9 protein-coding genes are annotated in these 14,292 nt (G+C 34.0%); 5 read left to right on the top strand and 4 right to left on the bottom strand.

All coding sequences use genetic code 11. The features are described 5' to 3' along the window. Positions 1-71 precede the first annotated feature (71 nt). From FA046_RS06790 to miaA, 5 genes are all read left to right on the top strand, one after another. The gene (locus FA046_RS06790; RefSeq protein ID WP_136825631.1) at positions 72-1,199 is read left to right on the top strand and encodes a glycosyltransferase family 4 protein; all 1,128 of its coding nucleotides are present in this window, start codon (positions 72-74) and stop codon (positions 1,197-1,199) included. Continuing rightward, positions 1,192-1,758, top strand: coding sequence for an L-threonylcarbamoyladenylate synthase (locus FA046_RS06785; RefSeq protein ID WP_136825630.1), 567 nt, complete (start codon positions 1,192-1,194; stop codon positions 1,756-1,758). The genes FA046_RS06790 and FA046_RS06785 overlap by 8 nt, the downstream gene beginning before the upstream one ends. Before the next feature lie 120 nt (positions 1,759-1,878). Continuing rightward, complete coding sequence (locus FA046_RS06780; protein WP_136825629.1) at positions 1,879-3,291, top strand: CCA tRNA nucleotidyltransferase; 1,413 nt, start codon at positions 1,879-1,881, stop codon at positions 3,289-3,291. A 36-nt stretch (positions 3,292-3,327) separates the two neighbouring features. After that, a complete protein-coding gene (locus FA046_RS06775; RefSeq protein WP_136825628.1) occupies positions 3,328-3,948 on the top strand; it encodes an IS1096 element passenger TnpR family protein in 621 nt (206 codons plus the stop codon). A gap of 42 nt (positions 3,949-3,990) precedes the next feature. Further along, the gene (gene miaA / locus FA046_RS06770; protein ID WP_136825627.1) at positions 3,991-4,923 is read left to right on the top strand and encodes a tRNA (adenosine(37)-N6)-dimethylallyltransferase MiaA; all 933 of its coding nucleotides are present in this window, start codon (positions 3,991-3,993) and stop codon (positions 4,921-4,923) included. On the opposite strand, the gene FA046_RS06765 is transcribed toward miaA, so the two are convergent. The 4 genes from FA046_RS06765 to rpoB form a co-directional block, all read right to left on the bottom strand. Next, positions 4,880-5,563 carry a potassium channel family protein gene (locus tag FA046_RS06765; RefSeq protein WP_136825626.1) on the bottom strand — a complete coding sequence of 228 codons (684 nt, stop codon included), beginning with the start codon at positions 5,561-5,563 and terminating at the stop codon, positions 4,880-4,882. The two genes, miaA and FA046_RS06765, sit on opposite strands and share 44 nt — an antisense overlap. Positions 5,564-5,574: 11 nt before the next feature. Beyond that, entirely contained in the window at positions 5,575-5,889 is a 315-nt protein-coding gene (locus FA046_RS06760; protein ID WP_136825625.1) for a DUF3467 domain-containing protein, read from the bottom strand. A 121-nt stretch (positions 5,890-6,010) separates the two neighbouring features. Continuing rightward, positions 6,011-10,303 carry a DNA-directed RNA polymerase subunit beta' gene (gene rpoC / locus FA046_RS06755; RefSeq protein WP_136825624.1) on the bottom strand — a complete coding sequence of 1,431 codons (4,293 nt, stop codon included), beginning with the start codon at positions 10,301-10,303 and terminating at the stop codon, positions 6,011-6,013. Positions 10,304-10,390: 87 nt separating this feature from the next. Continuing rightward, positions 10,391-14,191 carry a DNA-directed RNA polymerase subunit beta gene (gene rpoB / locus FA046_RS06750; RefSeq protein ID WP_136825623.1) on the bottom strand — a complete coding sequence of 1,267 codons (3,801 nt, stop codon included), beginning with the start codon at positions 14,189-14,191 and terminating at the stop codon, positions 10,391-10,393. Positions 14,192-14,292 lie beyond the last annotated feature (101 nt).

Below are 14,292 nucleotides of genomic sequence, written 5' to 3'. Positions count from 1 at the left end.
GTAAGTTATAGGTGATTATTCACGACTCCATAACTTACTACTTATAACTTTCAACCTAGAACTTAAAAAACATGAGAATAGGATTCGAAGCAAAAAGAGCCTTTAAAAACCTTACGGGTTTAGGAAATTATGCTCGTTCGGTAATAAAAATTCTATCTCAGGAATACCCTGAAAGTGATTTCTTTGCCTATACACCTGATGTTGTTAAAAATAACAGGACTCATTTTTTATTCAGCTTACCAAACTTAACAATCAAAACAGCTCCGTTTAAATTGTTAAAATCTTATTGGAGAAGTAACGGAATGGTGAAAGATCTGGTGAAAGATAAAATAGACCTTTACCATGGTTTAAGCCACGAAATTCCATCGCAATTAAAAAAAGAAGGTATCAAATCTGTAGTCACCATTCACGATTTAATTTACCTGCGCTTTCCATATTATTTTAAAAGAATTGATAGAAAAATATATGACATTAAATTTAGATCCGCTTGTGAAAATGCAGATCGGATTATTGCAATTAGTGAGCAAACCAAAAAAGACATTATTCATTTTTTTGGTACCTCAGAAGATAAAATAGAAGTAGTTTATCAGGGTTGTGATGCTATATTTTACCAACCATTACCAATTAACGAATTAGAAGATATTAAACTAAAATATCAACTACCAAACCACTATTTACTTTGCGTAGGCACTATAGAAAATCGTAAAAATCAATTATTAATTTTAAAATCTTTACAACATTTACCCAAACACATCCATTTGGTTTTAGTTGGTAAAGCAACTTCTTATGAGCAAATTCTATTAAATTTCATTGCCTTTCATGAATTAGAAAACAGGGTTCATTTTATAAAAGATGTACCATTTCAAGATTTACCGGGCATTTATCAGCAAGCTAAAATATTTATTTACCCTTCACAATTTGAAGGTTTTGGAATTCCAATTTTAGAAGCGTTAAACAGCGGAGTTCCTGTTATTGCGGCCAAAGGTTCTTGTTTAGAAGAAGCCGGCGGACCAGATAGTTTGTATTTTGAGAATGACAATGCTGCTCAACTTACAAAAGCTATTATCCATATTTATGATGACGAACCTTTGAAACTAAAAATGGTTAATCAGGGTAAAAAATTTGCATTAAATTTTAGAGAAAAACAAATAGCAAAAAACTTAATGGCTGTATATCAAAAAACCTTATATCATGCTTAAAGAAGAAATTAACAAAGCTTTGGAAGTTTTAAAAACTGGAGGAATTATTCTCTACCCTACTGATACGGTTTGGGGTTTAGGTTGTGACGCTACTAATGTAGAAGCAGTTGCAAAAGTTTATGCCTTAAAAAACAGAGCTGATAGCAAAAGCTTAATTATTCTTTTAGATACAGATAATAAACTTCAAAGCTATATAAGTGAAGTACCAGATATAGCTTATGATTTAATAGAATACAGTGAAAACCCTTTAACCATCATCTATTCTGGAGCTAAAAATTTAGCTTCTAATCTCATTAATGAAGATGGTAGTATAGGTATTAGAATTCCTAAACATGATTTTTGTCAGCAACTCATTCAACGTTTTAGAAAACCTATAGTTTCTACATCGGCAAACATCAGCGGAGAAAACACGCCTGCAAATTTTTCAGAAATTAATCAGAAAATTATAGACGGAGTAGATTATGTGGTAGATTTAGAGCAAGAAAGCATAGAGAAAAAACAACCCTCAACCATCATGAAATTAGAACCTGATGGCAAATTCGCATTTATCAGGAAATAAAACCTCTATACAAATCCAAATTCGGCTTAACAATAAACCGATATAAGCCTATATTTGCAAAAATAATTTTCAGCTGATTGTTCATCAATCAGCTGAGGAAAAATATAATATCCATACGTTTTGAAGCAACACCTAAAACATCCGGTTTTCACCATATTATCTAAACTATCAGCACAACTGAATGTGGAAGCTTATGTAATTGGAGGTTTTGTGAGAGATATTTTCTTAAACAGACCATCTAAAGACGTTGATATTGTAGTGTTAGGCAACGGACCTGATTTTGCTACCGCAGTTGCAAAACATTTAAACGTTCAAGTTACCGTTTTTAAGAGTTTTGGAACTGCCATGTTGCGCTATCAAGATTTAGAAATAGAATTTGTTGGTGCCAGAAAAGAATCATACAGAGCCGAATCTAGAAAACCAATTATAGAAGATGGAAGTTTAGAAGATGACCAAAAACGAAGAGATTTTACTATTAATGCCATGGCTATTCAGCTTTCACCGGCACATTTTGGTAAACTTCTAGATCCATTTGATGGATTAAAACACTTAGAAGAAAAAATAATTATAACGCCCTTAAATCCAGAAGAAACTTTTTCTGATGACCCTTTAAGGATGATGAGAGCAGTAAGATTTGCCTCTCAGTTAGGTTTTTCCATAGCCGAAGATGCCATTGAAGCTATAAAAAAGAATAAAGAGCGTATCCAAATTGTTTCTAAAGAACGCATTACAGATGAGCTCAACAAAATAATTTCATCTCCTATTCCTTCCATCGGTTTTAAATATTTATTTGATACAGGCTTGCTTAAAATTATATTTCCTCAAATGACCGATTTGTTTGGTGTAGACATTATAGATGGAAAAGGGCATAAAGATAATTTTTACCACACCTTACAAGTCCTAGATAATGTAGCTCAAACCACTGATGATTTATGGTTACGTTGGGCGGCTATTTTACATGATATTGCAAAGCCGGCTACTAAAAGATTTGAAAGAGGGCATGGTTGGACATTTCATGGTCATGAAGATAAAGGGGCTAGAATGGTACCCAAAATATTTAATCAGCTAAAGCTTCCCTTAAACGAGAAAATGAAATTTGTTCAAAAGTTGGTTCAGCTGCATTTAAGACCTATTGTTTTAGCTCAAGAAATTGTAACCGATTCGGCCGTTAGACGTTTGCTTTTTGAAGCTGGCGAAGATATTGAGGCTTTAATGAAACTGTGCCATGCTGATGTCACTACCAAAAATGAATACAAAATAAAGAAGTACCGTAATAATTTTGAACTGGTACAACAAAAGCTCAAAGACGTAGAAGAGAGAGATCAGATTAGAAATTGGCAACCTCCAATAAGTGGAGAAGATATTATGTTAGCTTTTAATATTCCTGCGGGTAAAGAAGTTGGGATGATTAAAAGTCAAATAAGAGAGGCTATTTTAGAAGGTGAAATTAAAAATAACAGAGCAGAAGCTTTAAAATTAATGACTGATTTAGGCCTCCAAATGGGATTAAATTTGGTGAATCATTTAAATTAAAAAGAATATTTTAAACCAAAACAGTATTTTTACACAATGGCAGTATATAGATTTAGGATAAGTTTTGAGGATTACGATGAAGTGATTAGAGAAATTGATATCAAATCCAACCAAACATTTAAAGATCTTCATGAATTTTTTCACAAGATGATAGGTTACGATCCTGAAAAGTCGTCGTCTTTTTACGTAAGTAATGATCAATGGATTAAAAATGAGGAGTTGGCTTATTTACCAAATCAAAGGAAAATAGAAAGAGGAGTTGCCCTTATGGAAGACTCTAAGCTGAGCAGATTTATTGATGATCCTCATCAAAAATTTTACTATATCTATAATTTTGATAAGCCTTTTGAATTTCATGTAGAATTAATCAAAATTTTAGATAACAACCCAACAGCAACATATCCAAGTCTTTTTAAATCAGTAGGCGAAGCTCCAAAAATTATTATCCCATTTTTTGGTTCACCAGATGAAATTACTGGTGATGAAGATGATTTGGATGTATTGGATGAAATGGATATTGCTTTAGCTGATGATGAAGAATTAGAAGGTTTAAATACAGATACCGAAGTTGCAGAAGAAGAGGAAGAAGAAAGCGACGAATTTATGGATGAATTTTCTGATACCGATGGTTTTGATGAAGAAGATCTAGAAAAATAAATTATAATAAAAATCCGGTCTCAAAACCGGATTTTTCATATCATGCAAAAAAATAAAAAAACCTTAATAGTAATTGCAGGTCCTACGGCAATTGGTAAAACTGCTTTAGCCATAAAAGTGGCGCAACATTATCAAACAGAAATCATTTCAGCTGATTCTCGTCAGTTTTTTAAAGAAATGAGCATTGGTACAGCCAAACCAAGTAAAGAAGAACTGTCACAAGCTAAACATCATTTTATAGATTCTCATTCCATACAAGAAGAAGTAAGTGTTGGGAGTTTTGAAAAAGAAGCCATCTCAAAAATTGAAGCTCTTTTTGTAGAGCATGATGTATTAGTAATGGTTGGAGGTTCTGGTTTATACATCAATGCTGTTTTATTTGGTTTTGATGAATTGCCTAAAGCAGATGAAAACCTAAGAGAACAACTAAATCAACAATTAACAGCAGAGGGAATTGAAAAACTTCAAATCCAACTTAAAGAATTAGATCCTTTATATTATTCCGAAGTTGACATTCAAAACCCACAAAGAATTATCAGGGCTTTAGAAGTTTGCATGAGTACTGGGAAACCTTTCTCCTCATTTAGAAAAACAGAAGCTAAAAATCGTTCTTTTGAATCGATAATCATTGGTTTAAACACCGATAGAACAAAACTTTATGATAGAGTTAATCATAGGGTTGATCAAATGATTACGGCAGGCTTAGTAGAAGAAGTAACCAACCTAAAAGAATTTAAAGATTTAAACGCATTAAAAACAGTAGGCTATTCTGAGATATTCAACTATCTAGAAGAAAATATTTCTTTAGCAGAAGCCATAGAAAAAATTAAACAAAACACCAGAAACTTTGCAAAAAGGCAACTCACCTGGTTTAGAAAATACCCCCAAATCAATTGGTTTGAACCTAGCGATTTAGAAAATATCATTAAAACTATTGAGCGTTTGTTTGATGAGCCTTACCAGAGAAAAAATTAAAGAATAAGACGAAAAAAGATATCGAACAAAATATTTGTATGGTAGATATAATTTTACCAAAATGCGTAACTGGATGGATATCTCCGTAACCCACAGTTGCACTGGTCACAAAAGAAAAATAAATAGCATCAATATATTCCATGTCAACATTCATATAGTCTCCAGACATATAGACAACAGCAAAAGATAATCCTGATTCTATAAAATTAAAAACCAACATTAATAACGTCCGCTTATTAGAAACCTTAAAATGCTGATATTCTAAAAAGATTTTACTGAATAAATAAAGGTATGTTTCTATCAAGAGATAAACATTTAGATAGCACACAAATGGATAAACATACCATCCATTAACCAAAATAATGAGCGGAAATAGTGTTTTTAACAACACATATAATTCTACAATTAACTTTCTGGTGATGTAATTCTTAAACTTAAAAATCTCATCTATTAATACTCCCGGAAAGAAAAATAATGCAGTAATAATTAAAAGCCTGTATAAGCGTAAAATCCCGTAATCATCATGATTTTTCCCCTTCCAAACTTCAGAAATTTTCCCAATATGATGTTGATATCCTGAATGGTTATCTTCCTGAAATGAATGTTCACCTCTTAAAATCTTACGAAAAGTTTTTCTCATCTTACAAGCAATTACGCCTGTGCTGTAGGCCCACCAAAATTAAATGGCATTCCATTATTGTCGCTATTACCAACTTCAATTACTCCATTTATCATCTCAAATTTAGCAATATTATCTTCTAATGCGTTTAATAATCTTTTAGCATGATCTGGTGTTAAAACTATTCTACTTTTCACTTTTGCCTTTGGTATACCAGGCATCACCCTAATAAAATCTACTACAAACTCGCTATTAGAATGTGTGATGATAGCTAAATTAGAATAAATTCCTTCTGCTATCTCTTCAGATAATTCAATATTTAATTGGTTGTTATTTTGTTCTTCCATAGTCCTAAATTAAAAAAGTCCTCCGATAAAGGAGGACTTTTATATTCATTTTTAAAATTAATTCTGATTTGACACAGAATATCTATTAAAAGCTTTAAAATTTAAAGAAATCAGCTTAAGCTTATGCTCCTACTTCTTCCTCTTCTCTTTTAGATGCCATTAATTTATCATACTCTTCTTGAGAACCAACAATGATTCTTTCGTAATCACGTAAGCCAGTTCCTGATGGAATCAAGTGACCAACAATTACGTTTTCTTTCAAGCCTAATAAATTATCACGTTTACCTGCAATTGCTGCCTCATTAAGAACTTTTGTGGTTTCCTGGAATGATGCTGCTGAAATAAACGATTTAGTACCTAAAGATGCTCTTGTAATACCTTGTAGCATTGGACTAGCAGTTGCTGGTCTTGCTTCTCTGGCGGTAGCTAACTTTAAATCTTTACGTTTCAATTGTGAATTTTCATCACGTAATCTACGTACTGATAAAATTTGTCCAGATTTTAACGTATTAGAATCTCCAGCATCTTCAATAACCATTTTATCATAGATTTCATCGTTTTCTATAGAGAAATCAAATCTATCTACGGCTTCTTTTTCTAAGAAACGAGTATCTCCAGCATCCTCAATCATTACTTTCTGCATCATTTGGTGAACGATGGTTTCAAAGTGTTTATCATTGATTTTTACACCCTGTAAACGGTAAACTTCTTGGATACCATTTACTAAGTATTCTTGTACTGCTGCTGGTCCTTTAATTGATAGAATATCTCCAGGAGAGATTGCTCCATCTGATAATGGCATACCCGCTTTAATAAAATCGTTATCCTGAACTAAAATGTGCTTAGAAAGTGGAACCAAGTATTTCTTCACCTGACCATCTCTAGATTCGATAGTTACCTCACGGTTACCACGTTTCACACCACCTAAAGTTACCACACCGTCAATCTCAGTTACAACCGCAGGATTAGAAGGATTTCTCGCTTCAAATAATTCAGTTACACGAGGTAAACCACCGGTAATATCTCTAGTTTTTCCAGTTGTACGAGGAATTTTTACTAAAATTTCACCCATTTTCATTTGCTGACCTTCATCAACAACAATGTGTGCACCTACCGGGATATTGTAATCTCTGATGGCTCCACCTTTTTTGTCAACAATTTTAACAACAGGGTTTTTAGTTTTATCTCTAGTATCAATAATTACTTTTTCTCTGTGACCAGTTTGCTCATCAGATTCCTCACGGAAAGTAACACCTTCAATTACAGCTTCAAACTCAACTTTTCCAGAGAATTCTGAGATGATAACCGCATTGTATGGATCCCATGAACAAATTTTATCTCCTTTGGTCACAATATCTCCTTCTTTAACATAAAGGAAAGAACCGTAAGGAATATTATTAGTCATGATTACTCTATTCGTATTAGGATCAGTGATTTTAAATTCACCTGAACGACCTAAAACAACTTCTATACCACCGTCTTCAGTTGCCATAGTCACAGTTCTTAGGTTTTCAAATTCAATTAAACCATCAAATTTGGCATTGATTTGAGATTCAGCAGCAATGTTAGATGCTGTACCACCCACGTGGAAAGTACGTAATGTTAACTGTGTTCCTGGCTCACCAATAGACTGAGCAGCAATTACTCCAACTGCTTCACCCATTTGAACAGGCTTACCAGAAGCTAAGTTACGACCATAACATAATGCACAAACTCCTCTAGAAGCTTCACAAGTAAGTACAGAACGTATTTCAATTCCTTCTAGTGGAGACTCTTCAATTGTTCTTGCAATTTCTTCAGTAATGTCTGAATCTGCTCTAACTAATATTTCATTAGTCAATGGATGATAAACATCGTGAAGAGAAGTACGACCTAAAATTCTATCGTATAATGGTTCAACAATATCTTCTTGATCTTTTAAAGCAGTAGTAAACATCCCTCTTAATGTACCGCAATCATGGTGTTTAATTACCATATCTTGAGCCACATCATGTAAACGACGAGTTAAGTAACCAGCATCGGCAGTTTTTAACGCTGTATCCGCCAAACCCTTACGAGCACCGTGAGTAGAAATAAAGTATTCTAATACAGATAGTCCTTCTTTAAAGTTAGATAAAATAGGATTTTCTATAATCTCACCTCCAGAACCAGATTTTTGTGGCTTAGCCATCAAACCTCTCATTCCGCAAAGCTGACGAATTTGTTCTTTAGATCCACGAGCTCCAGAATCAAGCATCATGTAAACAGAGTTGAAACCCTGATTATCATTTGTCAACTGCGTCATTACAAAAGTGGTTAGTCTATTGTTAATACGAGTCCAGATATCGATGATTTGGTTATAACGTTCGTTATTGGTAATGAATCCCATGTTATAGTTACCCGTTACCTCTTCAACTTCTTTCTTAGCTTGCTCTAATAAAGTGTGCTTTTCTGTTGGGATATTTAAATCTTTTAAGTTGAAAGATAAACCTCCTATAAAAGCTGATTGGAATCCTAGAGTTTTAATTTCATCTAAGAAGTTAGCCGCTCTGGCCATACCGGTATTCTTCACTACTTCACCAATAATATCACGAAGTGATTTCTTAGTTAATAATTCATTGATATAACCAACTTCAGCAGGAACAACCTCATTAAATAAAACTCTACCTACAGTAGTATCTATAATTTTTTCAACTAAAGATCCATCTTTTTCTTTAAAGATTGCTTTAACCTTAATAAAAGCATGTAAATCTATTTGCTTTTCATTGTAAGCGATAATTACTTCTTCAGAAGAATAAAAAGTTTGACCTTCTCCTTTTATAATATGTCCTTCTTCAGTTTTACGGCCTTTGGTCATATAGTATAGACCCAAAACCATATCCTGAGATGGTACTGTTACTGGAGTACCGTTAGCGGGATTCAAAATATTGTGAGAAGCTAACATCAAAATTTGGGCTTCCAAAATTGCAGCGTTACCTAGTGGTACGTGAACTGCCATCTGGTCACCATCAAAATCCGCGTTAAATGCGGTACACACTAATGGGTGTAATTGAATAGCTTTACCTTCTACTAATTTTGGTTGAAAAGCTTGAATACCCAAACGGTGTAATGTAGGTGCTCTGTTTAATAAAACAGGGTGTCCTTTCAATACATTTTCTAAAATATCCCAAACTAATGGATCTTTTCTATCCACAATTTTCTTTGCAGATTTTACAGTTTTCACTACTCCTCTTTCTATCATCTTGCGAATGATAAATGGTTTGAATAGTTCAGCTGCCATATCTTTTGGTAAACCACACTCGTGTAGTTTCAAAGTTGGTCCTACAACAATTACAGAACGTCCGGAATAATCCACACGTTTTCCTAATAAGTTTTGACGGAAACGACCTTGTTTACCTTTTAAAATATCTGATAAAGATTTTAAAGCTCTATTACCTTCTGTTTTAACGGCATTCACTTTACGTGAGTTGTCAAACAAAGAGTCAACAGCTTCTTGTAACATACGCTTTTCGTTACGTAAGATTACTTCTGGAGCTTTAATCTCCATCAATCTTTTTAAACGGTTGTTACGGATGATTACTCTTCTGTATAAATCATTTAAATCTGAAGTTGCAAAACGACCACCTTCCAAAGGAACTAACGGACGTAATTCTGGTGGAATTACAGGAACGATTTTGATAATCATCCACTCTGGGTTGTTCTCAATACGATTTCTTGCATCGCGGAAAGCTTCCACAACTTGTAAACGCTTTAATGCTTCGTTTTTACGTTGTTGTGAAGTTTCGTTTGCTGCCTGATGACGTAAATCATAAGACAATTGATCTAAATCTAACCTTCTTAATAAATCTTCTAAACCTTCGGCACCCATTTTGGCAACGAATTTATTAGGATCTTTATCATCAAGATATTGGTTTTCTTTTGGTAACTTATCTAAGATATCTAAGTATTCTTCTTCTGTTAAGAAATCCATGTAATTGATCCCTTGATCAGCCATTAAGCCTGATTGGATCACTACATATCGTTCGTAATAGATGATAAGATCTAACCTTTTTGTAGGTAATCCTAATAGATATCCGATTTTGTTTGGTAAAGATCTAAAATACCAGATATGCGCAACCGGAACTACCAAATTAATGTGCCCCATACGCTCACGACGTACTTTTTTCTCTGTTACCTCAACCCCACAACGATCACAAACAATACCTTTGTAACGGATACGCTTGTATTTACCGCAATGGCATTCGTAATCTTTTACCGGACCAAAAATTCGCTCACAAAACAAACCATCACGCTCTGGCTTGTAAGTTCTGTAATTGATAGTTTCTGGCTTCAATACCTCGCCACTTGATCTCTCTAGAATTGCTTCTGGAGATGATAAGCTGATGGTAATTGATGTAAAATTACTTTTGATTTTACTATCCTTTTTGTAAGACATATTCTTTCTTTAAGTTGAAAGTCATAAGTTAAAAGTTGAAAGTAAAGCTTTAAAACTTTTATCTTTCAACCTTAAACTTTTAACTTATTAGTCTAATGTAATATCTAATCCTAAACCTCTTAATTCGTGAACCAATACATTGAATGATTCAGGAACACCTGGAGTTGGAAGATTTTCGCCTTTTACGATAGCCTCGTAAGTTTTAGCTCTACCTACCACATCATCAGATTTAACAGTTAAGATTTCTTGTAGAATATTAGATGCACCAAATGCTTCTAATGCCCAAACCTCCATCTCACCAAAACGCTGACCTCCAAATTGAGCTTTACCACCCAATGGTTGTTGTGTAATTAATGAGTACGGCCCTATTGAACGAGCATGCATCTTATCATCAACCATGTGACCCAGTTTAAGCATATAAATAATACCTACTGTAGTGTGTTGATCAAAACGCTCACCTGTTAAACCGTTGTATAAGTAAGTTCTTCCAGATTCTGGTACACCTGCCTGTTTCACGTATGCTTCAACTTCATCATGAGAAGCACCATCAAAAATTGGAGTTGCAAATTTCAATCCTAATTCTTTACCTGCCCATCCTAAAACAGTTTCGTAAATCTGTCCTAAGTTCATACGAGAAGGTACGCCTAGTGGATTTAAAACGATATCTACCGGTGTTCCATCAGAAAGGAATGGCATATCTTCATCACGAACAATTCTGGCAACAATACCTTTATTACCGTGACGACCAGCCATTTTATCACCAACTTTCAATTTACGTTTCTTAGCAACATAAACTTTAGCCATCTGAACTATACCTGATGGTAATTCATCTCCAACACTAATTGCAAACTTATCTCTTCTGTACGCTCCTAACTCTTCGTTAGTTTTGATACCGAAGTTGTGTAACAAGGTTTTAATTAAATCATTTTTATCATCATCAGTTGTCCATTTTGTTGGATTGATATGGTTATAATCTAATTCCATTAACAGCTTCTGAGTAAACTTCACTCCTTTAGCTATTAATAATTCCTTGTAAACATTGAAAACTCCTTGAGAAGTTTTTCCGTTTACTATAGTGAATAATTTTTCAACTAAATTTTCTCTTAGTTCTCTAACCGCTTTTTCATGTTTAGCATCTAACTTCTCTAGCATTGCTTTTTCTTCTGCTTTAGAAGTTTTCTTTGCTCTTGAGAATAATTTAGTATCGATAACTACACCTTTAATAGATGGAGGAGTTTTCAAAGATGCATCTTTAACATCACCAGCTTTATCACCAAAAATTGCTCTTAGTAATTTTTCTTCTGGCGAAGGGTCTGATTCTCCCTTAGGAGTAATTTTACCAATTAAAATATCACCTTCTTGAACATCTGCTCCAACTCTAATGATTCCGTTTTCATCTAAATCTTTAGTTGCTTCTTCAGAAACGTTAGGAATATCTGGAGTTAATTCTTCTTCTCCTCTTTTGGTATCTCTAACTTCTAATTCAAATTCTTCAATATGAAGAGAAGTAAAAATATCCTGAGAAACTACTCTTTCAGAGATTACAATCGCATCCTCAAAGTTATATCCTTGCCAAGGCATGAATGCAACTTTTAAGTTGATACCTAATGCTAATTCTCCATCTTGCGTAGCATAACCTTCACATAATACTTGTCCTTTTTCAACTCTTTGCCCTTTTTTAACAATTGGCTTTAAGTTAATACAAGTACTTTGGTTAGTTTTCTTAAACTTAATTAAGTTGTAACTCTTAGATTCTCCATCAAAAGACACTAATCTTTCGTCATCATTTCTTTCGTATCTGATGGTGATTTTATTAGCATCAACATATTCAACAACACCATTACCTTCGGCGTTGATCAGTGTTCTTGAATCACGAGCTACTCTTCCTTCTAATCCGGTTCCAACAATTGGAGCTTGAGGACGTAATAAAGGAACAGCCTGACGTTGCATGTTAGATCCCATCAAAGCTCTATTCGCATCATCATGTTCCAAGAAAGGAATTAAAGACGCTGCAATAGAAGTAATTTGATTTGGTGCAATATCAATATAATCTAATTTTTTAGGCTCAATTACTGGAAAATCACCCTCATATCTAGCTTTTACTCTATCATCATCAAAAATACCTGCATCACTGTACTGAGCGTTTGCTTGCGCAATCGTCATTCCGTCTTCATCTTCAGCACTTAAATAAACAACCGGTTGATCCATTACTACATTACCGTCATTAACTTTACGATAAGGTGTTTCAATGAAACCTAAACTGTTAATTTTAGCATGAACACAAAGTGAAGAAATTAATCCAATGTTTGGTCCTTCAGGTGTTTCAATGGTACATAAACGACCGTAGTGAGTATAGTGAACGTCACGAACCTCAAAACCAGCTCTTTCTCTTGATAAACCACCTGGCCCTAAAGCTGACAAACGACGTTTGTGTGTAATCTCAGCTAATGGATTGGTTTGATCCATAAATTGAGATAATTGGTTAGTACCAAAGAATGAGTTGATAACAGAAGATAATGTACGAGCATTAATTAAATCTGTTGGGGTAAACACTTCGTTATCACGAATATTCATACGCTCACGGATGGTTCTAGCCATACGAGCTAAACCTACACCAAACTGTGCATATAATTGTTCTCCAACAGTTCTTACTCTTCTGTTTGACAAGTGATCAATATCATCAACATCTTCTTTTGAGTTAATTAATTTGATCAAGTATTTAACAATCGCAATAATATCTAACTTAGTTAAAACCTTAGTTTCAACTGGTGTATCCATTTTTAATTTACGATTGATTCTGTAACGACCTACGTCTCCTAAATCATAACGTTTATCTGAAAAGAATAAACGATCTATGATACCACGAGCAGTTTCCTCATCAGGTGGTTCGGCGTTACGTAATTGTCTATATATATGTTCAACCGCTTCTTTTGCAGAATTGGAAGTATCTTTTTGTAGCGTATTATAAATAATTGTGTAATCGCCAGTGTTACCATCTTCCTTAGAAAGGATTAAAGTTTTCACACCTGCATCAACAATCATATCAATTTGATCTTCTTCTAAAATGGTTTCTCTTTCAAGAATGATCTCATTTCTGTCAATAGATACCACTTCACCTGTATCCTCATCAACAAAATCTTCCACCCATTTTTTAAGTACCCTTGCAGCAAGTTTACGTCCTACATACTTTTTCAAGCCAGACTTACTTACTTTTACTTCATCAGCAAGATCAAATAATTCTAAGATATCTTTATCAGAATCATAGCCAATTGCTCTTAATAATGTAGTTACTGGGAATTTTTTCTTACGATCAATGTAAGCATACATCACGTTATTAACGTCTGTTGCAAATTCAATCCATGATCCTTTGAAAGGAATTACACGGGCAGAATATAACTTGCTTCCGTTAGTGTGACGACTTACGCCGAAGAACACACCCGGAGAACGGTGTAATTGAGATACAATTACACGCTCAGCGCCATTAATTACGAAAGTACCTTTTGGAGTCATATAAGGAATAGTTCCTAAATAAACATCCTGAACGATAGTTTCAAAATCTTCATGTTCTTCATCATTACAAGACAAACGAAGTTTAGCCTTGAGAGGAACACTATAAGTTAATCCACGCTCTATACACTCATGAATGTCATAACGAGGTGGGTCAATAAAATAATCCAAAAATTCTAAAACGAAAATGTTTCTTGAATCAGAGATCGGAAAGTTTTCAGCAAATACCTGAAATAATCCTTCGGTGTGACGGTTATCTGAGGTGGTTTCTAGCTGAAAGAATTCCTTGAACGATTGGATTTGTACATCCAGAAAATCAGGATAATCTAACACATGCTTACTTTGAGCAAAGTTTATCCTTTGATTGCTTTTGTTTGCCAAGGGTCTTAAATTTTAGTTAAACCGAAAATTCGATTAAAACTGAACCTATGTTCAGTATATTTTGGTGATATACACCAAAAGCCATAAACTCCTATCCTCTT

This window comes from Pedobacter cryophilus, from assembly GCF_005116455.1.
Classification (GTDB): Bacteria; Bacteroidota; Bacteroidia; order Sphingobacteriales; family Sphingobacteriaceae; genus Pseudopedobacter; species Pseudopedobacter cryophilum.
This window is presented reverse-complemented; position numbering and strand designations above follow the sequence as displayed.